Source organism: Streptomyces mashuensis, from assembly GCF_014654785.1.
Lineage (GTDB): Bacteria > Actinomycetota > Actinomycetes > Streptomycetales > Streptomycetaceae > Streptomyces > Streptomyces mashuensis.
Genome location: NZ_BNBD01000005.1, coordinates 409,279 through 431,802, shown reverse-complemented (window position 1 = coordinate 431,802; position 22,524 = coordinate 409,279). Strand labels below are relative to the sequence as shown.

Annotated in this window: 23 protein-coding genes and 1 pseudogene; 4 read left to right on the top strand and 20 right to left on the bottom strand. The window is 73.1% G+C overall.

Going from position 1 to position 22,524, the window contains the following annotated elements; all coding sequences use genetic code 11:
- Window positions 1-7 precede the first annotated feature (7 nt).
- The gene (locus tag IE305_RS16240; RefSeq protein WP_190130273.1) at window positions 8-322 is read left to right on the top strand and encodes a hypothetical protein; all 315 of its coding nucleotides are present in this window, start codon (window positions 8-10) and stop codon (window positions 320-322) included.
- 41 nt (window positions 323-363) lie between these two features.
- On the opposite strand, the gene IE305_RS16235 is transcribed toward IE305_RS16240, so the two are convergent.
- The 5 genes and pseudogenes from IE305_RS16235 to IE305_RS16220 form a co-directional block, all read right to left on the bottom strand.
- Window positions 364-849 (bottom strand): DUF5959 family protein, encoded by a 486-nt coding sequence (locus tag IE305_RS16235; protein ID WP_190130272.1) that lies wholly within the window; start codon window positions 847-849, stop codon window positions 364-366.
- Between the two features lie 384 nt (window positions 850-1,233).
- On the bottom strand, window positions 1,234-1,365 hold the full coding sequence (locus IE305_RS33505) for a hypothetical protein (protein ID WP_268255932.1): 132 nt from the start codon (window positions 1,363-1,365) through the stop codon (window positions 1,234-1,236).
- A gap of 6 nt (window positions 1,366-1,371) precedes the next feature.
- Window positions 1,372-1,527, bottom strand: a pseudogene (locus IE305_RS33050) (DUF397 domain-containing protein); the annotation flags it as partial.
- Window positions 1,528-1,535: 8 nt separating this feature from the next.
- Entirely contained in the window at window positions 1,536-1,739 is a 204-nt protein-coding gene (locus IE305_RS16225; RefSeq protein WP_190130270.1) for a DUF397 domain-containing protein, read from the bottom strand.
- Window positions 1,740-1,749: 10 nt separating this feature from the next.
- Complete coding sequence (locus IE305_RS16220; protein ID WP_190130269.1) at window positions 1,750-2,628, bottom strand: DUF5753 domain-containing protein; 879 nt, start codon at window positions 2,626-2,628, stop codon at window positions 1,750-1,752.
- A 255-nt stretch (window positions 2,629-2,883) separates the two neighbouring features.
- On the opposite strand from IE305_RS16220, the gene IE305_RS16215 reads away from it, so the two are divergent.
- Together IE305_RS16215 and IE305_RS33795 are read left to right on the top strand one after the other, a co-directional pair.
- Window positions 2,884-3,465, top strand: coding sequence for an ATP-binding protein (locus tag IE305_RS16215; RefSeq protein WP_229891025.1), 582 nt, complete (start codon window positions 2,884-2,886; stop codon window positions 3,463-3,465).
- Complete coding sequence (locus IE305_RS33795) at window positions 3,363-3,776, top strand: DUF6255 family natural product biosynthesis protein (RefSeq protein ID WP_373311645.1); 414 nt, start codon at window positions 3,363-3,365, stop codon at window positions 3,774-3,776. Before IE305_RS16215 ends, IE305_RS33795 begins: the two co-directional genes overlap by 103 nt.
- Here IE305_RS33795 and IE305_RS16210 read toward each other — a convergent pair.
- Genes IE305_RS16210 through IE305_RS16165 form a run of 10 tightly spaced genes read right to left on the bottom strand, consistent with a single transcriptional unit; the run spans window position 3,757 to window position 15,924 of the window.
- On the bottom strand, window positions 3,757-4,620 hold the full coding sequence (locus IE305_RS16210; RefSeq protein WP_190130268.1) for an alanyl-tRNA editing protein: 864 nt from the start codon (window positions 4,618-4,620) through the stop codon (window positions 3,757-3,759). The two genes, IE305_RS33795 and IE305_RS16210, sit on opposite strands and share 20 nt — an antisense overlap.
- Window positions 4,617-5,846, bottom strand: a complete 1,230-nt coding sequence (locus tag IE305_RS16205) for an ATP-grasp domain-containing protein (protein WP_190130267.1) — start codon at window positions 5,844-5,846, stop codon at window positions 4,617-4,619. Before IE305_RS16205 ends, IE305_RS16210 begins: the two co-directional genes overlap by 4 nt.
- Window positions 5,847-5,865: 19 nt before the next feature.
- Complete coding sequence (locus tag IE305_RS16200; protein ID WP_190130266.1) at window positions 5,866-7,503, bottom strand: class I tRNA ligase family protein; 1,638 nt, start codon at window positions 7,501-7,503, stop codon at window positions 5,866-5,868.
- Between the two features lie 59 nt (window positions 7,504-7,562).
- Window positions 7,563-8,642, bottom strand: a complete 1,080-nt coding sequence (locus IE305_RS16195; protein WP_190130265.1) for an FAD-dependent oxidoreductase — start codon at window positions 8,640-8,642, stop codon at window positions 7,563-7,565.
- 3 nt (window positions 8,643-8,645) lie between these two features.
- The gene (locus tag IE305_RS16190) at window positions 8,646-9,023 is read right to left on the bottom strand and encodes a cupin domain-containing protein (RefSeq protein ID WP_190130264.1); all 378 of its coding nucleotides are present in this window, start codon (window positions 9,021-9,023) and stop codon (window positions 8,646-8,648) included.
- Window positions 9,010-10,281, bottom strand: coding sequence for a lysine N(6)-hydroxylase/L-ornithine N(5)-oxygenase family protein (locus tag IE305_RS16185; protein WP_190130263.1), 1,272 nt, complete (start codon window positions 10,279-10,281; stop codon window positions 9,010-9,012). Before IE305_RS16185 ends, IE305_RS16190 begins: the two co-directional genes overlap by 14 nt.
- Window positions 10,274-11,566 (bottom strand): ATP-grasp domain-containing protein, encoded by a 1,293-nt coding sequence (locus IE305_RS16180; RefSeq protein ID WP_190130262.1) that lies wholly within the window; start codon window positions 11,564-11,566, stop codon window positions 10,274-10,276. The genes IE305_RS16185 and IE305_RS16180 overlap by 8 nt, the downstream gene beginning before the upstream one ends.
- Window positions 11,563-12,825: an MFS transporter gene (locus tag IE305_RS16175; protein ID WP_190130261.1), complete on the bottom strand. Its 1,263-nt coding sequence runs from the start codon at window positions 12,823-12,825 to the stop codon at window positions 11,563-11,565. Before IE305_RS16175 ends, IE305_RS16180 begins: the two co-directional genes overlap by 4 nt.
- A complete protein-coding gene (locus IE305_RS16170; RefSeq protein ID WP_190130260.1) occupies window positions 12,825-14,102 on the bottom strand; it encodes an ATP-grasp domain-containing protein in 1,278 nt (425 codons plus the stop codon). The genes IE305_RS16175 and IE305_RS16170 overlap by 1 nt, the downstream gene beginning before the upstream one ends.
- Window positions 14,103-14,148: 46 nt before the next feature.
- The gene (locus IE305_RS16165) at window positions 14,149-15,924 is read right to left on the bottom strand and encodes a DUF4350 domain-containing protein (RefSeq protein WP_190130259.1); all 1,776 of its coding nucleotides are present in this window, start codon (window positions 15,922-15,924) and stop codon (window positions 14,149-14,151) included.
- 137 nt (window positions 15,925-16,061) lie between these two features.
- On the opposite strand from IE305_RS16165, the gene IE305_RS16160 reads away from it, so the two are divergent.
- Window positions 16,062-16,493, top strand: a complete 432-nt coding sequence (locus IE305_RS16160) for a GNAT family N-acetyltransferase (RefSeq protein ID WP_190130258.1) — start codon at window positions 16,062-16,064, stop codon at window positions 16,491-16,493.
- Between the two features lie 74 nt (window positions 16,494-16,567).
- Here the strand turns inward: IE305_RS16160 and IE305_RS16155 are convergent, their stop codons facing one another.
- From IE305_RS16155 to IE305_RS16135, 5 genes are all read right to left on the bottom strand, one after another.
- Window positions 16,568-17,851, bottom strand: coding sequence for a thymidine phosphorylase (locus IE305_RS16155; protein ID WP_190130257.1), 1,284 nt, complete (start codon window positions 17,849-17,851; stop codon window positions 16,568-16,570).
- A gap of 96 nt (window positions 17,852-17,947) precedes the next feature.
- A complete protein-coding gene (locus IE305_RS16150) occupies window positions 17,948-18,343 on the bottom strand; it encodes a cytidine deaminase (protein WP_190130256.1) in 396 nt (131 codons plus the stop codon).
- Complete coding sequence (locus IE305_RS16145; RefSeq protein WP_229891056.1) at window positions 18,340-19,599, bottom strand: ABC transporter permease; 1,260 nt, start codon at window positions 19,597-19,599, stop codon at window positions 18,340-18,342. The genes IE305_RS16150 and IE305_RS16145 overlap by 4 nt, the downstream gene beginning before the upstream one ends.
- Before the next feature lie 32 nt (window positions 19,600-19,631).
- A complete protein-coding gene (locus tag IE305_RS16140; protein WP_190130254.1) occupies window positions 19,632-20,738 on the bottom strand; it encodes an ABC transporter permease in 1,107 nt (368 codons plus the stop codon).
- A complete protein-coding gene (locus tag IE305_RS16135; RefSeq protein ID WP_190130253.1) occupies window positions 20,735-22,339 on the bottom strand; it encodes an ABC transporter ATP-binding protein in 1,605 nt (534 codons plus the stop codon). The genes IE305_RS16140 and IE305_RS16135 overlap by 4 nt, the downstream gene beginning before the upstream one ends.
- Window positions 22,340-22,524 lie beyond the last annotated feature (185 nt).

The following is a 22,524-nucleotide window of genomic DNA, read 5'->3' as shown; positions in this document are numbered from 1 at the left end:
GGTCCGCGTGAGCGAAGAAAATGTGTTCGAGTCCGTATCGCGCCTGTACCAGGAGTTCATGGAACTCCCCTTTCCTCCCGGACTGGCCGGCGCAGACCGGGCAGGCCACGACCTGGTGCTGCTGGACTCGGACACCGCCGCCTGCATCTTCGTCTGGATCGAGAACGGCGGCGAGCTCCAAGCGCGGAGTCGAAGCATTCTGCTTCGCTGCATCGCCCGCCTGGAACGGGTCATCCCTGCACTCGGCGAAGCGGACCACCCCGAGTACTGGCACCGCCTGCGCGAGATGGCTCACCTGGTCGCGGATGCGCCTCACACGTAGCCGCCACGTGAGACGACCTGTTGGCGCCGACTGGTCGCGGTTCAGCGCCGCCACTCGTAGGCGCCCGGCGACGTCCGGAGGACCTCGCTCGGCCACTCCCGCCGCACCAGTTGGAGCAGTCTCCGCTGGTCGTCGATCCAGCCGTCCTCAAGGCACAGGGGAAGGAACACGGAGATGCCGGAGCGCGCCACGTCTTCGACGTGGACAGCGGGCGTCCCATGTTCTTCGTTGAGAGCCTGGAACCGGATCTCAGGACTGCGGTCGTCATCCATCCAGCAGACGTCACCGCCCGCGGCAAGCACGTCCAGGGCGTGTGACCAGCCGTCCAGGTCGTCCGGAAACAAGCCGAGGTCCAGCCGCCCGGTCACGAAACCGCTCTCGATGAGCACCTCGGTGTCGAGAAGGTCGTGCAGCGGCAGCACTCCCGGCATCCGGCGGCCCAGCACACGTACCCGGAAGCTGTTGTCCCCGTCCGAGAGATGGATCAGATCCACCGCACACCCATACCCCTCACCGTCAACGCTCACGGCCCATCCTGTCGGCCGGTCCCTGCCACCGCCACCGAGTTGTCCGGGAGCCATTCCGTGAGTGTGCGCCCGCCCCCGCGCCGGTGGGCGCCTTGATCAGGGCGCGCTCGGCACCGCCTTTGCCGAGGCCGGCACCCGACCAGTGTGCCGCTTTCGCCCACGCGGCGCGGGTCCGCGTCGATCGCCACGAAGGCGCGCTCGTGGGTTGCCGTGACCACGACCGACCACGTGGTTCTCGTCGACGAGAAGCGCCGGCACGGGTGGCGGGGCGCAGGGTGTGAGCGGGGGCGGGGGCGGTTGCGGGGGTGATGGCACGCGCCCTGACCGGTCTCTCGTCGGTGGACCTCGGTCCTGGCTGGGGCGGTTGCCGTCTGTAGCACGGGTTCAGGTGAGGCGGTGAGCTTTGACAGCCCGCAGCAGGGCCGCGAGCGCGACGGGGGCGGTGGCTATGACGACGGCGGGGTCATCGCTCTCGCGGAGGTGGGCGCGGGCGCTGGCGGCGCGGTCGGACTTCACCGCCCGCAGGAACGCCGCCAGGGCGGCGGGGGTGGTTGTTATGGCAACGGCCGGCTGGTCGCCTTCCCGTAAGCAAAGATCGGCTCCCGGCAGCCGGGATACCTCGACACAATTGTTGTTCGCGCCCGTGCTGTAAGAGGACTTGCACCACCCCGCAGACATCGGTCAGTTCACTTGCCGCGGGTTGGCAGGCGACCGGCCCTGACGGCATTGAGCAGCGAGCCCAGTGCGGCTGGGCCGGTCGATATGACAACGGCGGGATCGTCGCTTTCGCGTAAGTGAACCCGGGCGCGGACATCAAGGCGGGCCAATTCAAGGCAGGAGCCTTGGGCCCCGGTGCTGTAGGACGACTTGCTCCATTCGAGACGCGACATCTGCCGACACCTATCGCAGTTCGTACAACACATGCTGTAGCAGGCTCAGCGAGTCTCCGGCCCCCAGCTCCTCCGGAGCGGCGTCCGGGTCGACCGGGGCGAGGGCCATCGAGGCCAGCCGCTCGAACATCCTCGCGTAGTCGTGGATGACAGCGCCATCCCCAATGAAGTCGGCTCCTTCGGGCTGTTCCTTGTACAGCGTGTCCAGCTCCGTCGTGGAGCCGCTGAAGAGCACGAAAGAACGGACGTGCGTTGAGTAGGGTCCCTGCTCGAACGGGTAGATCTGCAAGGTCACATGAGGCATGCGCGCGACTTCGATCAGCTTGTGCAGCTGTCTGCGCATCACCGATCTGTCGCCGACCTGCATGCGCAGGGCTGCCTCCGGGATGACCGCATGATAGGTCTCCAGCCTGGGCAACACGCGCTGGCGGTCCAGCCTGAACCCTACCCACCGATCCACATGACGGTGGTCGCCTTCGATGCTGGTGATCACTGCCCGTGCGTACTCCTCGGTCTGGAGCAGGCCGGGCACGACGCTCGACTCGTTGGCGCGAACGGCCACCGCCCGCGACTCCAGCTCCGCGAGGTCGAGCGCTCGTCGCTCCATCACGTCCCGGTAGTCGTCCCACCACCCCTTCCCCGTCTCCTGGGCCATCTCCATCAGCGCGTCGAAGTACGCGCCCGGTGGGCAGCCGTAGGCGCGCAGCACCTTGTAGAGGCGGTTGCGTGACACGTCGAGGCGGCCGGTCTCGATGTTGCTGATGCGGGCGCGGTCGGCGTCGAGCAGGGCGGCGGCCCGGTCGCCCGGGATGCCTGCCCGCACCCGCAGCTTGCGCAGCTCCGCGCCGAGACGGCGTTGCCGTTCGCTCGGCTGCTTCCTCGGTGGCATCGGACCTCCTCCTCGTTGGCCGCAGTCTGCCGACGCCGCAGCGGAAGGGTCTATTCATCGAGCCACTCGTCACCCACACGTGGCATCAAGGCCGTGATTCGTTGCGACGCCGTGAAACCTTTCACTACGGTCGAGCCCTCTCGCCCCGCCACGTGGCAGCGCGGAAGTGCACCTGTCGCCAAGCGAGTTGGCGCGGGCAATGACACCGCGGACTGCCGCTCGACCCCGGGCACGACACCCCACCGTGGAGACCCCATGAACCCCACCCCCCACTGCTCCCTCGTCTTCCCGCCGCACCCCGCATGGGTGCGGGCCGCGCGGGAGGTGGTGCGGACCGTCCTCGTGGCGGCGCGGCGGACCGACCTCGCCGACAGTGCCGTTGCGCTGACGTCCGAGACCGTGACCAACGCGGTCAACGCCTGTACTCGCAACCGCTGTTGCGCACCGGTGACGCTCGTTGCCGAGTGGAGCGCGCCGGGGCGGCTGCGGGTGTTCGTGTACGACGCGGCGGCCGGGGTGCCGGAGCGGCGGGAGGCGGTGGGGGTCGAGGCCGAGGCCGGGCGGGGGTTGATGCTGGTCGAGCGGGGTGCGGAGGCGTGGGGGGTGTGCACGCACGGGCCGGGGCAGGGCAAGGCCACCTGGTTCGTGGTGGGCGACCGGCCCGCCGGCCGTGCGAACCCGCGGAAGTCACCCGTGGGATGCACCGACTGCGCCACGCTGGAGGGCGCACGGCGGTGGGCCGTCGCCGAGGGCGACCACGAACGCATCGTCGACGCGACCGTGGCCGTACGGAGCCACTTCCGGAACGAACACATTCTGCCGAGGCTCACGTGGTGAGGCCGGGCGCCTGTGAGCACCGGGGCGGCTGGGCGCAGGAAGACGGCGTGCTGTGGTGCACGCGCTGTGGCACGCTTCGGTTCGCGGCGTACGGCGCGCTGCGGCCCCCGGGGTTGCCGGAGTTCACTTCGCGGAGCGAAGCATCGCGAAGCGCGACTGCGCCGCTGCGCGGCTTCGGGCGGGGGGCCGGCCGCCGTCGCCCGCCGGCTCGAACAGATCGCGAAGACCCTCGCCTTCGCCCTCACCGAACCCGCCGGCGCGCCGGGCTCGCCCTCACCGCATGGCGGCTCGCTACGCCCACCCCGTCGTGATGACGAGTTCCCCCGGCGCCGACTCGAACCTGATCTCCGGCTTTCCCAGCTCCGACGTGTTCGTCAGGTGCGTGCCGCCGCACGGCATGCGGGCCTCCCCGTCCGGCAGGGCGCACGTCCACCAGCGGCGGCCGTCCAGGTGGGGGCCCTCGCAGTGGATGCCCGCCGGGGCCGCCGCCTCCACCCACGCGGTGACCTGGGCGGTGACCGCGGCCTCCAGTTCGGGCAGGCGGTCGGTCAGGGCCTGGCTGTCGAAGCCCGACTTGCGCAGCGACTTGCCGAGCCGGTAGCGGTCGACGCTGCCGCGCCGCACGATGCGGGACTCGGTGATCGCCGCCTGGTCGAAGTCCGGGTTGCCCAGCGGGTCCGTGCGCGGCGTCTTCGACCACAGGCCCGCCAGGCACTTGTTGAGCGCCAGCGACATAAGGTGGCAGCCCGTGTGCCCCCGGCTGAGGTCGGCCCGCAGCTCCGGGTCGGCCGCGAGCACCGCCTCGTCCCCCGGCGCCGCCGCGGGCGCGCCGTCGGGCGTCGCCAGGACGTGCACGGCCACGAACGTCCAGCCGGGCGTTCCGCGCCGTACGGGGATGTCCCGGCCCAGGTGCAGGCCGTCGTCGCCGTCCGGGCCCGCCGCACCCGTGACGACGTCCACGACGTCGTACGCGCGGCCCGCCAGCGTCACCGTGCCCGTGTCGGCCGGCTGGTCGGGCCACGTGTGGTCGAGGGGGTGGAAGGGAGTGCGGTCCACGACCAGGAGGGTCCGCCCGTCGCCCGCCGGTTCCAGCCGGTCCACGCGGGCCGTCGCCGTCAGCGTGCCCTGGGGGAAGAGCACTTCGGTGCTGTTCATGGACCCTCTTTCCGCGCGTACTCCACCACGTAACCGTCCATGACCCGCCGCACCGCCGCCCGCAGGCTGCGTTCGTCCGGCCCCGACAGCCGGAACCGGCCCGGGACGTGGCAGTAGCCGCCGTTGCCGTCGAAGACCTCCCCGGCCTCGGGCAGCACCTCCGCGTACACCTGCGGCACCGACGCGATCACGGACGTACAGCGTAGGACACGGCCCGGCCGTTCGCGGGGCTCCGGCCACACCACCCAGCCGGCCGGGGTGTCGACGGGCGTGCGGTCCGCGGACTCCAGGGGGATGCCGAGGGCCGTACGGAACGTCTCCGTCACCAGGTCGATGCCGTGCAGCTCCCGGTGAACGTGCGGCACTTCCGCCCCGCCCGACCGCATGCCCACCTCCATGAACACCGGCTCCCCCGTGGGCCGCCGCACCACCTCCAGGTGGAAACAGCCGGTCTCCAGACCCAGCGCGCGCACGCAGCGCAGCGCGAACGCCGCCAGCAGCGAGCGCAGCCGGCCCGGGTCGAGGATCACCGAGCCCAGCGGCCGGCCACCGGCGTAGTCCAGCGGCGTGTTGACGTAGCCGGACACGCTCAGGAAGTGCTGCCGGCCCGCCACCAGCACACCGTCCACGTGGTAGATCTCCGTCGACACGAACTCCTCGCACTCGTACGTCGCGGCCCCGGCCGCGCCCAGCCCCTCCAGCGCGGCACGCAACGCGTCCTTGTCGGCGACGACCCGGACCCCCGCCGAGGCCGCGCCCCAGCGCGGCTTGAGCACCGCGGGCAGCCCGACCGCGGCCACGACGTCCTCGGCGGTCGTGTCCGGGGTCAGCGCCGTGAACCGGGGCACCGGGACGCCGGCCGCCGTCAGGCGCTCCTTCATGACGACCTTGTCCCGGAAGCCGCGCACCAGCCCGGCCGGCAGCCCCGGCGCGCCCAGCGCGTCCCGCACCTGCGCGGCGGTGAGGACGTCGAGCTCCGACAGGCCCACCACCCCGTCGAACGCGCCGTGCCGTGCCGCCAGCCGCCGGGCGGCCGCGAGCGCCGTGTCCGGGTCGAGGGCGGGAACGGTCTCCACGCGGTCCGCGGCCACGCCCAGCCCCGCGAGCACGGGGGCGCAGCGCGGCAGCGTCACGTACGAGAGCCGGCAGTCGTGTCCCGTGTGGTGGCGGGCGTAGTCGGCGTCCTCGTCGTCGTAGCGGTTGAGGACCAGGTAGTGCGGTGCCATGGGCGGTGTTCCTCTCCGGTCAGCGCAGCCCCGCCGGCAGGCAGGACGCGAACGTGGCGAACGGGACGGCGGAGAAGGCCCTCCGGTGGTCGCGGTGGTCGCCCACGGGGGCCGTACGGTCGGGGAAGGCGGCGAGCGTGGGGCTGCCGGGGGCGCCGAGCCGGTTCCACAGGGCGCCGCACCAGCCGGGCATGAAGGGGTGGCCGAGGAGGGCGAGGCCCTTGAGCCACCAGTACGGCGCGTCGGGGCCGCCGTCCGGCGGGCCCGCGCCGATCCACGCGTCGAGCACGGCCGCCGCGCCCGCCAGGTGCAGTCGCGGGCCGTCCAGCGCCCGGTCCAGCGCGTCGAGGTGCCGGCGGAGGTCCCGGAGCATGCCGTCACCGGGCCCGGAACGGACGGGGCCGGGAAGGCGTTCCCATGCGTTGGCCACCCGGGTTTCGAGGGTGCCGGCCAGGTGTGTCTCCAGCCAGGACAGGAACTCCTTCGGCTCGAAACTCACCGGCTCCCGCTCGGGGTTGTGCTTCGCCAGGTAGTACCGGACGGCGTCCACCGGCAGGCCCTCGACGCGGGCGAGCGCGGCGACCTCGATGGCGTGGCGGCGGCTGGTGGAGAACTTCTCGCCGCAGAGGGACGCGAACTCGTTGATCAGGACGCGGTCGTACGGCCGGGTGTCGCCGTGCTGCGGGGCGACGGCGTTGACGCACACGAGCGTCGAGATCACGTTGTCGCAGCCGAGGGAGGTGACGGTGGTGACGCCGGAGCCGGGCGCGAACGCGTTGACCGCCGCCGCCCCCGCCCCGGCCGTACGCTGCCCGTGGAGCTCGCCGAGCAGCCGGGCGAACATGAAGCCGCCGGTGTACGAGAACAGGGTCGCCGGCACCCCGCCCGCGCCCTCCCGGCCCGGAAGGGGCATCCCCCATACGTGCGGGGCGCTCAGCCGGACGGTGCCGCCCGTGCGGCGCAGCAGCGCACGTACCGTCTCGCGGTGGTGCGGGGCCACCTCCAGGCGGTCGAACTCCGGCTCCAGCCAGGCGAGGGGGGCCGTGCGGACGTACAGGGTGTCGATCGGCCGCCACTCCCACGCGTCCTCGGCGAAGCGGGGCCGCGGTTCGGCCAGCTCCTCCGGCGCGATCTGTGCGCCGCACGCCTCGCACCCGTAACCGGCCGCCTCGGCACCGCAGTCGGGGCAGCGGCCGAGGAGCATCGGCCCGGTGAGGTACCGGCCGGTGCGGGGCACGTAGGGGATGCGTTCGGTACGGGTCAGCAGCGCGCCGCGCTCGCGCAGCCGCCGCAGGCAGGCGGCGATCTCGGCGCGGAACGCGGTGTGCCACGGCTCGTCGGCAGGGTTGAGGTACGCGTCCGTGCCGATGCCCATGGCGGCCAGGTCCGCGTGGATCGCCGCGTGGTAGCGGCCGGCGACGGCGGCGGGGGTGCTGCCGTCGGTGCGGGCCTTCAGCTCGACCCACGGCTCGTACGTGTCGGTGCCGGTCATCACGACCGGCCGGTCGCCGCGCAGCCGCAGGTAGCGGGCGAGGACGTCGAGGCGCAGGAACGGGCCGGCGATGTGGCCGAGGTGCAGGGGGCCGTTGGGGGTGGGTTCGGGCGGGACGAGGAGGTAGGGGCGGGGCAGGTGGGGGGTCGGCAGCAGGTCCGGCATGTCCGGGGTCCTCCGTAGGGAAGGAGCCGTAGGGGAGGGAGGCGGCGGGGGATGAGGGGTCAGAGCGGGGGCAGCAGGTCCAGGGCCTGTTCGGCGACGGCGGGGGCGAGCCGGAAGCCGGAACCGGCGCCGCCGGTCGCGAGGACGGCGCCGGCCAGGTCGTCCAGTGGGGCGACGAGCGGCGAGCGGTCGGGCAGGTAGACGTCCGCCGCGACCCGGCAGCCCGTGATGCCGGCGCGGAACTCCGGTACGGCGGTGGCGAGGACGGCGCGCGCGAGGGCGGTGTCGGCGGCGTCCGGGGCGAGCCCGGCGGGGTCCGGCGGGCAGTCCCAGCCGGCGCTGGTGACGCTGAGCAGCCACTGGCCGGGGGCGCGCGGCAGCAGGAACGCCTCGTGCTCCTCCAGGTTCAGGAGGGGCGCCACGCCGGATGCGGGGTGCCGGGTGCGGAGGTGGAACGCCACCACCTTCTTCGTCCGCGCCCCGTACCGCCGGGCCGTGACCGCGAACGGGCCGTGCAGCACCCAGGCGCCCGGCGCGGCCAGCACCCGGCGGGCGGTGAGCGTGCTGCCGTCCCGGGCCACGAGCCGGTGCCCGGCCGTCCCGTACGGGGTGATGTCCCGTACGGGGAAATCCCTGACGAGGGCGTGCCGGGGGTTCTCCCGTAGGGGTCGCAGCAGCTGGCCGACCACCGCCCGCGGGTCGGAGACGCGGGCGGGGCCGGAACGGAGCAGCACGTCGTCCGGCCCGCCGAGGCGGGGGCCGAAGACGCCGCGCAGCCGTTCCTCGTCCGCGGCGTCGCAGGGCGTGAGCCGGTCGCCCACCAGCTCCTCCCCCACCGCGGGCACCATGCGGGCCGGCATCAGCCAGTACGAGGGCGGGGCCGCCGCGCCGAGCGCGGGCGCGACGGCGGCGAGCAGCGGCCGCAGCTCCAGGGCGCGCCGGGCGAGGCGGCGCCGGCCGGGCGTGTGCCCGGCGGGGATGTCCAGGGCGGCGGACCGGGCCGTCGCCCCGTGATGGAGGGGCCCGGCGGACACGGCGGCGACGGCCGCACCGGGGGCGCGGGCGAGGGCCAGGGCCACGGCGGTCGCGCCGATGACGCCCGTCCCGACGACGGCGAGGTCGAACACCTGGGGCGCCATGCGTCACGTCCGCCACCACAGCGACAGCACGGTCATGTCCTCTGCGCCCGCGACGAGTTGGTGCGTCTCGTCGCCGGCGAGGGCGATCAGCGTGCCGGGACCGGCCGGCCGGGCGAGCCCGGCGCAGTGGACGTGGCCGTGGCCCTGCTGGACGAGCCACAGCTCCTGGACGCCGGGGTGCCGGTCGGGGAGCGTGCGCGCGCCGGCCGGCACGGTGAAGACGGCCGCCTGGAACGGGACGGTGCCGACGGCGGCCACCACCTCGGGCGCGGCGAAGCCGGCGTCACGGCTGCGGGTGCCGGCCTCGTCCGTCTCCGGCGGCAGGAACGACACAGGGACGGACCGGGGAACACCCTCAAGGGGCTGGTCAGGTGTGGTCATGGGCAGTGGTCCGATCGGCGTCGGTGCGGTCGGTGCCGGTGATGCTGTCGGTGCCGGTGATGCTGTCGAGGACAGTGCGGCTGCGCCACGCCAGGAGGCTGAGTTGCGGGTCGGCGATGCCGAAGGCGTGCCGGGCCCCGTTCTGCACGTGGATGCGGTGCCCGGCGGGCCCGTCCCACTCCAGTGAGAAGTCGGCGCGGACACGCGGCAGCCCGTCCCGGAACCGGATGCGGGGCAGCAGCGGGCGCAGGCACGCGGGCAGGCCCTGGCGGTAGCCGGTGGCCAGGACGACGGCGTCGGCCTCGGCCTCCGCGGTGGCGTCCGCGGACTTCAGCACGAGCCGCAGCGCGCCGCCGGCGGCCCGGGTGAAGCCGGTGACCTCGTGGCCGGTGAGCAGGGTGACGGGGCCGGCGTCCTGCTCGACGTACGTGGCGAGGTAGAGCAGCTGGTAGAGCTCGGTGAGGAGCGTGTCGTCGATGCCGTCGCCCGCGTACTTCTGTGCGGCCAGCCGGGCCGCCTGCTCGGAGGCGGGCAGGTGGAAGAAGGCGCGGGCGGCGCCGGGCAGGAACAGGTCGTTGGTGAACGCCGACTCGTCGAGGGGCGGCAGGCCGGGGCGCCGGGTGATCCAGTGCAGCTCCGCGGGGCGCGCGCGGGCGGTCAGCAGGTGCCGTACGACCTCGGCGCCGCTCTGCCCGCCGCCGACGACGGCCACGCGCTTCCCGGCGAGCCCGTCGGCGTGCCGCAGGAACTGCCCGGAGTGGAAGACGGTGTCGTCCAGGGCGTCCCGGAAGGGTTCGGGCACGTAGGGGGTCTGGCCGGTGCCGAGGACGACGTGCCGGGCGCGGACGGTGCCGTGGCGGGTCTCCAGGGCGAAGCAACCGCCGGTGAAGTCGACGGCGTGCACCTCGTGGCCGAAGCGCACCGTGGGCAGCTGTTCCGCCACCCAGCGCAGGTACGCGTCGAACTCGGCGCGGTGCACGGCCCGGAAGCGGGCGTTGAGGAACTGGTGGAAGCGGCCCTGGGCGTGGAGGAATGCCAGGAACGTGTACGGGCTGGTGGGGTCGACGGGTGTGACGAGGTCCTTGAGGCAGGAGACCTGGAGGGTGGCGCCGGGCAGCAGCAGCCCGGGGTGCCAGGCGAACCGTTCGGCGCGCTCCAGGTGGACGCCGCGCAGGCCGGGGCGGGCCTGGGCCTGCGCGGCGAGGCTGAGGTTGGCGGGGCCGGCGCCGACCGCCGCGTAGTCGTACGGATCACCCATGGGCGTGCTCTTCGGCGTGCGTGTGGATGCGGACCGTGCGCGCCACCCTGCGGCGCACGGCCGCGAGTTCGGCGGGCGAGTCCGCGGTGAGGAGGGCGTGGCCCAGGCGGCAGCGGAAGTCGTCCAGGCCGGGGTGGACCGGGTCGCCGGGCCGGACGTCGAGGACGGCCTCCCGCACCCCGGGCGTGCGCCGGGCCTCGTCCAGGCCGGTGACGTGCGTGCAGCGCGTGCCGCCGGGCGCGGTGAAGAAGTGGATGCCGGCGCAGGGCGCCACGGGCCGGGTGCGGGCCCCGGCCGCATCCGGGTCGAGGCCGAGGTGTTCGGCGAGCCACAGCCGGGGCATGCTGACGCCGCGCACCAGCCGTACGAGGTCGGGGATGCGGTCGCCGGGGAGGCGGGCGCCGATCTCGACGAGGGCGGGTCCGGCGGCGGTCAGCCGCAGTTCGCAGTGGAAGGGGCCGGCCGTGATGCCGACGGCGGCCACGACCGCGTGCACGTACTCCTCGACGGCGGCCGCGGCGGTGTCCGGCAGGGCGGCGGGCACCACGTGGCCGAGCTCGGCGAAGTGCGGTTCCGGGCCGAGGATCTTCTCGGTGACGGCGAGCACGGCCGTCCGCCCCCCACGGCGGACGTGCCCCTCGACGCTGTACTCGGGCCCGGCCAGGTACTCCTCGACCAGCACCCGGCCGTCCATGGGGCGGCCGAGGTCGAGCAGCGGGTCGCCGGTGAGCCGGTCGTACGCGGCGGCGAGGCCGCGCTGGTCGTGGACCTTGGTGACGTGCAGGCTGCCGGACTGGTCCACGGGCTTCAGGACGCACGGGAAGCCGGTGTGCTCGCCCGCCGCGCGCAGCCCCGCGGCCGTGTCCACCTCCACGAAGCGCGGCCCGTGCAGGCCGGCCGCGGCGACGGCCTCCCGCATCCGCGCCTTGTCGCGGACCCGGTCCACGGTGCGCACGTCGAGGCCGGTGAGGCCGAGACCGGCGGCCAGGTGGGCGGCGGCCGGCACGTAGACGTCGCAGCCGGGGAACACGGCCGACAGCGGCAGCCGGGCGTGCAGGTCGCGCACCCGGGCGGTGAGGGCGTCCAGGTCGTTGGTCTCCACGGTGACGAGTGCGTCGAGGCGGTCCCGGAGCCGGTCGGGGACCGTGCGGTCGTCGCGGTCGGCGGAGGCGACGACGACGCGCAGGCCGAGCTCCAGCGCGGCGTCGGTCAGCAGGACGCCGCCGGACACCGCCTCGACGACGAGGATGCGGCCGGCGGGTTCGGTCGTGGTCGAGGCGGTCATGGCGTACCTCCCGTGGCTGGGGTGCCTTCCCGCTCTCCCACGGCTGCCGCGACGGTGTCCGGCTCTGCTTCCGGCTCCGGTGCACGCGGTCCCCGGGCCAGCGCCGGCACGAAGGACAGCGTCAGCAGCAGCGCGCCCACGGCGGCCGCGATCAGCAGCCAGCGCGGGTCGACGCGGCCGCCGAGGAGGGCGAGCGTGCCGCCGGCCAGTGGCAGCGGCACGATGACGAGCAGCCCGAACGCGGCCACGGTGCTGCCGTACACGGCGGCGGGGACGCGTTCGGCGCGGCTGGTGCGCATGTAGACGCTGAAGAGCGAGTCGAGGGCGAGGAACGCGCCCAGGCAGAGGGCGAAGACGGGCATGGTGGGGGCGCCGGCGAGCGCCAGGCACACGACGGACGAGCAGACGGCGGTCACGGCGCCGTACCGCCACAGCGCGAACCGCCGGATCAGCCAGGGCGAGAGGCCGACGGCGGCGATGGAGGCGATGCTGGCGGCGGAGTAGACGAAGCTGAGGGTGGTCTCGGAGGCGCCGTAGCGGGTGTGGGTGAGGCCGGCGGCGCTGCCGTTGATGAGCCCCAGCATGTAGTTGAGGCCCATGGTGAGGAGGATGACGGGCCGCAGCACGGGGTCCGTCAGGGTGCGGGTCAGGCCCTGTTTGAGGGAGGCCCGCCGGTCGAGGCCGGCGCGTTCGGCGGGCATGGTGCGGCCCAGCAGCAGCGACACGGCGTAGCAGGCGGTGGCCGCGCCGATGAACGCCTGGGCCGGCCCGAGCAGCAGGAGGCCGCCGAGGGCGGGCGCGGCGACGATGGTGACCTGTTCGAGGCCGGTGAGGGTGGACTGGACGGCGGGCTGTTCGGCGGGCGTGGCCAGCAGCCGGCCCGCCTTCTCGCCGGCGACGAAGGTCTGCTCGAAGAACACTCCGGCCACCGCGCCGAACGCGAGGACGACGGCGAGCGTGCTCTGCGGCCACCACGTGACGAGGAGCAGCGACAGCACGCCGGTGGCCAGGCGCACGGAGTCGCACAGCAGGAACATCTGCCGGATCGCGAGCCGGTCGACGACGAACCCGGCGCCCATGAGGGAGAGGATGCGCGGCGTCCACTGGAGGGCGAGGGCCAGCCCGGACCAGCTGAGTTCGCCGCTGGCCTGGTAGCAGAGCAGCGGGATGCCGAAGATCAGCAGGTTGTCGACGAGCCAGCCGGCGAAGCGGACGGCGAAGTACGGGGTGAGCCGCTTGGCGAGCGTCAGGCCGAGCATCAGGCGCGGACCGCCCGCACCGGCCGTCCCGGCTGTGCCGTCCGTACCGCCCGCACCTCGTCGCCGAGGGCCGTCCAGCGGTCGCCCGCGGCCTCCGGGGAGATGGCGGTGAAGAGGACGGAGGCGACGCGGCAGCGGAAGTCCACGGCGGGCGGGAGGGGCTCGCCGGGCGGGACGATCACGTGCCGGGAGACCAGCCAGGGCCGGTGCGCGAGCTCGTCCCAGCCGGTGAGGGCGTCGTACGAGGGCAGGCCGTCCGCGGTGAGGAAGCGGATGCCGGCGGCGGCCGCCGCGGGCGCGCGGAACGCGCCGAGCGCGGCCGGGTCACGGCCGGTGGCGGCGGCCAGCGCGACGCGGGGCAGGGCGACGCCGGTGGCCAGCTCCACGAGGTCGACGATGCGGTCGCCGGGCAGCCGGGCGGCGATCTCCATGAGGACGGGCCGGCCGGCGTCGAGCCGGAACTCGCAGTGGAAGGGGCCGGAGGTGATGCCCACGGCGCGGGCGACGGCGCTCGTGTGGTCGTCCACGAGGGTGCGTACGGCCGGGTCGAGGACGGCCGGGGTGAGGTGGCCGAGTTCGACGAACCACGGCTCGGGGCCGAGGAGTTTACGGGTGACGGCGGCCACGACGACGCGCCCGTCGAGCACGTAGCCGTCGGCGCTGTACTCGTCGCCGGGCACGTACTGCTCGATGATCGCCTGGTGGTTGAGTTCGCGGCCGAGGTCGAGCTCGTCCTCGGCGCGGATGGCGGCGACGGCGGCGCGGGCGGCCGCGACGTCCTCGACGCGGGTGACGTGGATGCTGCCGGACGACTCGACGGGCTTGACGACGGCGGGGAAGCCGACGTGGGCGCAGGCCGCGCCGGTCTCCGCGACGTCGTCGACGGCGGCGAACCGCGGGCCCGCGACCCCGGCGGCGGCCACCGCCTCCCGCATCCGGGCCTTGTGCCGGACCAGGTCGACCCGGGCCGGGTCGAGGCCGGGCAGTCCGAGGGCGCGGCAGAGCCGGGCCACGGCGGGCACGTAGAACTCGCAGCCGGCGACGACGCCGTCCAGCGGCGCCCGCTGGTGGGCCGCCTTCAGCGCGGCCTCCAGGGCCGCTTCGTCGTTCGTGTCGACCGTGAGGACCTCGCCGGCCAGCGCCCGGGTGTGCGGCGTCAGCGCGCGGTCGTCGCGGTCGTGGGAGGCGACGAGGACGTCCCAGCCGAGCGCGTGGGCGTGCTCGACGAGGGCGTTCCCGGACGAGACGGGCTCCACCACAACGATGCGAGGAGGCACGGAAACTCCAAAGGTCGGTAACGAGGCAGGAGTTACGAGGCAGGAGTTACAGGGCGAACGCGGTTTCGACGACACGGGAGCCCGCGCGACGGTACGCGGAGGACCGGGCGATGTCGACCGTCACGCACATGCGTTGCAGCCAGCGGTCCCGGCCGTCGTACCGCGGCGTGAACTCCGAACGTGCATGCACCGCCCGGCGGTTGTCGACGACGAGCAGGTCGCCGCGGTCGAGCCGGACCCAGCTGCCGCACGCGGCGACCGCCTCGCGCAGCGACTGCAGGGCCCGCCCGGCCTCCTCGGTCTCGCCGGTCATCAGGTCGAGGTCGTACGTGAGGTGCGGGTCGAAGGGGTCGCCGCTCAGCACCGGCAGCACGGGGCCGTTGCCCTGCTGCCCGTTGGCGCTGCCGAACGAGTAGTCGATGCCGGTGCGGAACAGCGGCCGGGTGAGCACGGCCCGCTCGCGGGCGCTGAGCAGCGGAAGCACCATCCGTACGCCGGCGTTGATGGTCCGCGCCGCCCGGTCGTGGTCGGGCCGCAGGCACAGCAGCATCACGTAGTCGGGCTTGAACGGGTGGAACGCGGCCTCGGTGTGGAAGTCCAGCAGGATCGACGAGCTCTCGGACGACAGCTTGTCGGCGTTGCCGGGCGTCGGCACCACGTTCTGGAACAGGGCACCGGACTTCTCCTGCGCGTACGCGTACGTCGACCCCAGCGCCTGCGCGAACATGGCCAGCCACAGCTCGCTCAGCCACGTGTCCTTGTGCACCACGGCCCTCGGGTCGCGGGGCGTGTCGGGGACGTGGCCCACGGGCAGGCCGCGGACCAGCAGCGCGCCGTAGTCGTTCGACTGGTGGCGGAAGTCGGTCACCGCGCGCCGCACGGACCAGGGCAGCCCGGCGTAGCGGAGTTCGGCCTCGCGGAGGAACAGCTCGGGGTCGTGGTGCGGGTCGGGCATGGCCTCGGCGGACACGCGCTGCAGGGCCTCGCCGGCGCCGGTGACGTCGACGACGTGGTCGCCGGCCAGGGCCGTCATGTCGCCGGCCGGGGGCAGGGGCCGCGAACGGTAGCGGTGCTCGTGCAGCGCCGCGTGGGCGGCACGGCGGGTGCGGGCGTCGTCGACGGTGCCGGTGCGCAGCCAGTCCAGCAGGTTGGCGAGGAAGCGGGCGTTGTCGTGGAAGCCGATGAAGGGCGCGGTGAACATCTCGGCGTTGCCTACGACGGCCACGCGGCCGCCGCCCGTGCTGCCGCAGGCGGCCACGGGTTCGCCGCCGACGGTCACGACCGGCCGGAGCGCGGAGTCCCCTGTCAGGCCGGTGATCCGCCGGGGGTGGTGCAGGTGCAGGGTGTGCACGCCGGTGGTGACGGGGTGGGCCGTCGCCTCGGGCGCGGTCTCGGCGCTGTGCCAGCGCACGTGCGGCAGGTCCGGCAGCGGGTCGCCGGTGAGCCGCTCCCCCAGCCGGGCGCCGCCGAGCCCCGGTAAGCCGGGGTGACCGGCTGCCCGCAGCCCGCCGTCGCCGAACAGCAACAGGCCGCCGCCGGCCCGGAGATGCCGCGTCAGCAGCCCGGCCTCGGCGGCGGCCGGGGCGGCACGTTCCGGGGTCGGCCCGCTGAGCGGCAGGAGCACCACGCCGGCACCGGACAGCTCCTCGTCCGCCCAGGGGCCGTCGACGACGCGCCAGTCCTGGCCGAGGGCGGCGGTGAGGAGCTGCCAGTGGCCGAGGTGGCCGAGGTCGGAGAATTCGGGTCGCGCACCGTGGGCCCACTTGCCCCCGGGTGCCGCGTACCAACGGGTCGTGTGCGACAGAACCAGTGCAACAGTCACGCCCTCACCGTAGGAACGCTCTGTATGGGCAACGTATGGTCCGCCGTATGGTGCCGCTCGACTGCGGTCGGGGCGCGGCCAGAGCGCGGTCAGGGCGCGGCCAGGGCGACGTCAGGGCGTGCGGTTAGGGTGCGGCCATGAAGATCTTCGATCTCGCGCCCGGTGACCCCCGGCTCGCCTCCGAACTCCTGCCCGTGCTGCAAGAACTGCGGCCGCACCTCACCGAGGAGACGTTCGAGGGGGTGTACGCGGAGGGCCACGGCCAGGGCCTGCGGTTCAGCGCCGCCTACGGGGACGACGGTGTGTGCGTGGGCGCCGCCGGCTGGCGGATCGTGGTGAACACGTCGGCGCTGCGCATGCTGTACGTGGACGACCTGGTGACCGCCGAGGGCGCACGCTCGGGCGGCGTCGGGCAGGCGCTGCTGGCCCACCTGGAGGAGCACGCCCGCGCGGCGGGCTGCCACCGCCTGACGCTGGACTCGGGCACGCACCGCGTGCACGCTCACCGGTTCTACCTGCGGGAGCGCATGGTGATCAGCTCCTTCCACTTCGAGAAGCAGCTGGGCTGACACCACTGTCGGTACGACGGAGGGGGCCGGTGGTGTGCACCACCGGCCCCCTCCGCGTGAGCGATCCGCCGTGATCAGGCGATGCGGTCGAGCACGATCGGGTTCGGCGTGAAGTCCGTACCCGCCGGGGCGATCTCGACGCCGCCCTCGAGCGCGGCGAGCGCGTAGTCGAACTTCTCCGGCGTGTCGGTGTGCAGGGTCATCAGCGGCTGGCCCGCGGTGACCGTGTCGCCCGGCTTGGCGTGCATCTCGATGCCGGCGCCGGCCTGCACCGGGTCCTCCTTGCGCGCGCGGCCGGCGCCCAGGCGCCAGGCCGAGACGCCGACGGCGTAGGCGTCCAGCTTGGTGAGGACACCGGAGTCGGCGGCCGTGACGACGTGCTGCTCACGGGCGACGGGCAGGGTGGCGTCGGGGTCGCCGCCCTGGGCCTGGATCATGCGGCGCCACACATCCATGGCGGAGCCGTCGGCGAGGGCCTTGGCCGGGTCGGCGTCCTTGATACCGGCCGCGTCGAGCATCTCGCGGGCCAGGGCGATGGTGAGCTCGACGACGTCGGCGGGGCCGCCGCCGGCGAGGACCTCGACCGACTCGCGGACCTCGAGGGCGTTGCCCGCGGTGAGGCCGAGCGGGGTCGACATGTCGGTGAGCAGCGCCACGGTCTTCACACCGTGGTCGGTGCCGAGGCCCACCATGGTGGAGGCGAGCTCGCGGGCGTCGTCGATGTTCTTCATGAAGGCGCCGGAGCCGACCTTCACGTCGAGGACGAGGGAGCCGGTGCCCTCCGCGATCTTCTTCGACATGATGGAGGAGGCGATCAGCGGGATGGCCTCGACGGTGCCGGTGACGTCGCGCAGCGCGTAGAGCTTCTTGTCGGCGGGGGCGAGGCCGTCGCCGGCGGCGCAGATGACCGAGCCGACGTTGCGCAGGACGTCCATCATCTCGTCGTTGGACAGCAGGGCGCGCCAGCCGGGGATGGACTCCAGCTTGTCCAGGGTGCCGCCGGTGTGGCCGAGGCCGCGGCCGGACAGCTGCGGGACGGCCGCGCCGCACGCGGCGACCAGCGGGGCCAGCGGCAGGGTGATCTTGTCGCCGACGCCGCCGGTGGAGTGCTTGTCGGCGGTGGGGACGGGCAGGGACGAGAAGTCCATGCGCTCGCCCGACTTGATCATCGCCGCGGTCCAGCGGGCGATCTCGGCGCGGTCCATGCCGTTGAGAAGGATCGCCATGGCGAGGGCGGACATCTGCTCGTCGGCGACGACACCGCGGGTGTAGGCGTCGATGACCCAGTCGATCTGCTCGTCGCTCAGGCGGCCGCGGTCACGCTTGGTGCGGATAACGGAAATGGCGTCCATCAGCACATTTTCCTTAAGGTTCGTAGTCCTCAGGTCTTCCCGGGGCCGGAAAGTGACCCGGACGGGCTGAAAGCTCAGCCCGTCCGGCGCTTAGGGATATTTTCAACGATTCAGGTCAGCAGGCCCAAACGCGTCCGGCAGCAGCTCGGACAGGGGCCGGATGCCCGACGCCGTGTCCACGGCCAGCTCGGGGCCGCCGTGCTCCCAGAGGAGCTGGCGGCAGCGGCCGCAGGGCATCAGGACGTTGCCGTGCCGGTCGCAGCAGGTGAAGGCCGTCAGCCGGCCGCCGCCCGAGGCGACCAGTGCGGAAACCATTCCGCACTCGGCGCAGAGGGCCACGCCGTACGCGGCGTTCTCCACGTTGCAGCCGGTCACGACGCGGCCGTCGTCCACGAGGGCCGCGGCGCCGACGGGGAAGCCGGAGTACGGGGCGTAGGCCCGGGACATGGCGTCCCGGGCCTGCGTCCGCAGGTCCTCCCAGTTCACGGAGGAGGTCACTTGCCCTGGCCCTTCCGGTACGGCTTGCCGTCGGCCTTCGGCATGCGCAGCCGTGTCGCGGACAGCGACAGCACCAGCAGCGTGGCGACGTACGGCGTGGCGTCGACGAACTCCAGCGGCACCGTCTTCGTGCCGGCGTACCAGCCGATCAGCAGCACGGCCACGACGGCGCTGGCGACGGCCACCTTGACCTTGCCGCCCTTGAACCGCCACAGGGCCAGGCCCACCAGCAGCACCGCGACGAGCAGCAGCAGCGCGTGGACGGTCGGGCCGCCCGAACGCAGCTGGAGGCTGTCCATGAAGCCGAACAGGCCGGCACCCATGGCCACGCCGCCCGGCCGCCAGTTGCCGAAGATCATGGTGGCGAGGCCGATGTAGCCACGGCCACCCGTCTGGCCGTCCGAGTACATGTGCGTGCCGATGGCCAGGAACGCGCCGCCGAGGCCGGCGAGGGCGCCCGAGACGATCACGGCCGCGTACTTGTACGTGTAGACGTTGACGCCGAGCGACTCGGCGGCCACCGGGCTCTCGCCGCAGGACCGCAGCCGCAGGCCGAACGAGGTGCGCCACAGCACGAAGAACGTGCCGACGAAGAGCAGCACCGCGACGATCGTCAGCCACGAGACGTCGGAGACGAGGCCGTCGAGCATGCCGGCGAGGTCGGAGACCAGGAACCAGTGGTGCTTCTCGATGGAGTGCAGCCAGTCGGACAGGCCGGGCACCGAGAAGTTCGGCATGTTCTCCATGACGGGCGACTGCTTGTCGTTGCCGCCCGCCTGCTGCGCCGCGCTGCCCGGGGCACCGAACCACAGCTTGGCCAGGTACTGGGTGACGCCCAGCGCCAGGATGTTCATGGCCACACCGGAGATGATGTGGTCCACGTTGAAGGTGACGGTGGCGATGGCGTGCAGCAGGCCGCCGAGGGCGCCGCCCACGATGCCGGCGGCCGCGGCCGCCCACGGGCCGTGCTGCCAGCCCACCCAGCCGGCGCTGAACGTGCCGAGCATCATCATGCCCTCGAGGCCGATGTTGACGACGCCGGAGCGCTCGGCCCACAGGCCGCCCAGACCCGCGAGGCCGATGGGCACGGCCGCGCCGAGCGCGCCGCTCCACTGGCCGGAGGAGGTCAGGTCGCCGGCGCCGGTGATGACGCGCAGCGCCGAGAGCAGCAGCAGGCCGCCCGCGAGGATCAGCAGGACGACGGGGTAGGAGAGCTTGCGGCGGCCCTTGTCGTCCTTCTTGTTCTTGCCGCTCAGCCGCTCGGCGAGAGCGGAGGTGAAGGTCGTGCTCACGCGGATACCTCCGCCTTGTCGCTCTTACGGGCCTGGGCGGCGAGCTCCTCGCCGACCTTGCGCTGCTGGGCCTTGAGGCCGTACCGGCGCACGACCTCGTAGGCGATGACGACGCACAGGACGATGACGCCCTGCATCACGCCGACGATCTCCTGGGCGTAGCCCTCGAACTCCAGCTGGGTGCCGGTGCGCTCCAGGAAGCCCCAGAGCAGGGCGGCGAGCGCCATGCCGACGGGGTTGTTGCGGCCCAGCAGGGCGATGGCGATGCCGGTGAAGCCGATGCCGGTGGGGAAGTCGGTGCCGTAGTTGTACGAGACGCCGAGCAGGGTCGGCATGCCGACGAGGCCGGCCATGGCGCCGGACAGCACCATGGACGTCACAACCATGCGCTTGACGTTGACGCCGCTGGCCTGGGCGGCCGACTCGGAACGGCCGACCGTGCGCAGGTCGAAGCCGAACCGGGTGCGGCTGAGGACGTACCAGTAGGCGACGCCCGCGAGGGCCGCGATCACCACGAAGCCGTAGACCGGCTTGGGCTGGGTCGGGATCTCGAAGAAGTGCGCGCTGTCGGGCAGGTAGGGCGTGTGGATCAGGTTGCCCTCCTTCTCTGCCAGCCGCCCGTCCTGCAGCAGGTAGCCGATGACCGACGCGCCGATGGCGTTCAGCATGATGGTGCTGATCACCTCGTTGACGTTGCGCGTGGTCTTCAGCAGGCCGGCGATGCCGGCCCAGATCGCGCCCACGGCCATGGCGACCAGGATGATCAGCGGGATCTGGATGATCCCGGGCAGGGTGAGCGCGCCACCGACGACGGCGGCGAAGAACGCCGCGATGCGGTACTGGCCGTCGACGCCGATGTTGAAGAGGTTCATCCGGAAGCCGATGGCGACGGCCAGCGCGGACAGGTAGTACGGCGTCGCCTTGTTGATGATCCAGACCTGGCTGTCGCTCTTGGAGCCGAAGTCCAGCATCACCTGGAAGGCGTGGAAGGGGTCCTTGCCCGTGGCGCCGATGATGGCGGACGTGATCACCAGGGCGGTGACGATGGCCAGCACGGGCGCGGCGACGGCCAGGATCAGCTTGTTCTTGTCGAACGTCTTCACTTCGAGTCACCGCCTTCCGGGGTCTCGTTGTCGGTCGTGTTCTCTTCGCCGGGGGCTTCGGCGGACTCCTCCGCCGGGGTCTCCTCCTGGTGCTCCAGGTGGCCCGACGCGGCACCCGTCATGGCGGAGCCCAGCTCCTCCGGGGTGATCGTGGCCGGGTCGGCGTCCGCGACCAGGCGGCCGCGGAACATCACCCGCAGCGTGTCGGAGAGCCCGATCAGCTCGTCCAGGTCGGCGGAGATCAGCAGCACCGCCAGGCCCTCGCGGCGCGCCTCGCGGATCTGGTCCCAGATCTGCGCCTGCGCGCCGACGTCCACGCCGCGCGTGGGGTGGGCGGCGATGAGCAGCTTGGGCTCGTGGCTCATCTCACGGCCGACGATCAGCTTCTGCTGGTTGCCGCCGGAGAGGGAGGCCGCGGTGACCTCGATGCCGGGGGTCCGCACGTCGTACTCGCGCACGATGCGCTCGGTGTCGTTGCGGGCGGCCTTGAGGTCGAGCAGGCCGCGCTTGCTGTTGGGCTTCTCGGTGACGTGGCCGAGGATGCGGTTCTCCCACAGCGGCGCCTCCAGCAGCAGGCCGTGGCGGTGGCGGTCCTCGGGGACGTAGCCGATGCCGCTCTCGCGCCGCTTGCGGGTGGGCGTCTGGGTGATGTCCTCGCCGTCGAGGGTCACGGTGCCGCCGTCGGGACGGCGCATGCCCATGATCGCCTCGACCAGCTCGGCCTGGCCGTTGCCCTCCACGCCCGCGAGGCCGAGGACCTCGCCCTTGTGGATGGTGAAGGAGATGCCGTCGAGGACGGCGCGGACGACGCCGTCGGAGTCGGTGGCCGACAGGTGCAGGCCGTCGACGGTGAGCATCGGCACGTCGGTGACGGTCGACTCGCGGGTCTCCGGCGAGGGCAGCTCCTCGCCCACCATCAGCTCGGCGAGCTGCTTGGGCGTGGTCTCGCTGGGGATCGCGGTGCCGACGGTGGTGCCGCGGCGGATGACGGTGATGTCGTCCGCGACGGAGAGCACCTCGCCCAGCTTGTGGGAGATGAAGATGACCGTGAGGCCCTCGGACTTCAGCTCGCGCAGGTTGTCGAAGAGCGCGTCGACCTCCTGCGGCACCAGGACGGCGGTCGGCTCGTCGAGGATGAGGGTGCGCGCGCCGCGGTAGAGGACCTTGAGGATCTCCACGCGCTGGCGGTCGGCGACGCCGAGGTCCTCGACGAGGACGTCGGGGCGCACGCCCAGGCCGTACGCGTCGGAGATCTCCTTGATCTTCGCGCGGGCCTTGTTGCCGATGCCGTGGAGCTTCTCGGCGCCGAGGACGACGTTCTCGAGGACGGTGAGGTTGTCCGCCAGCATGAAGTGCTGGTGGACCATGCCGATGCCGCGGGAGATGGCGTCGGCGGGGCTGTTCAGGCTGACCTGCTCGCCGTCCAGGGTGATGGTGCCCTCGTCCGGCTTCTGCATGCCGTAGAGGATCTTCATCAGGGTCGACTTGCCGGCGCCGTTCTCGCCGCACAGCGCGTGGACGGTGCCGCGGCGGACGGTCAGGTGGATGTCGTGGTTGGCCACGACTCCGGGGAACCGCTTGGTGATGCCGGCGAGTTCCACCGCGGGGGCGGTACTGCTGGTCTCTGTGGTGGACGCTTTGATGGCGCACTCTCCTCGGGGAAAGGGAGCGGGAGCGGGGAGCCGGTTGCTCCGTGCGGGGGTACGGGCGCCCGGCCGGGGCGGGGGCGACGCTACACGTGTCGACTCCGCATCAGGCGGTGCTACGCGCGTAGCGTTGTGCTCGT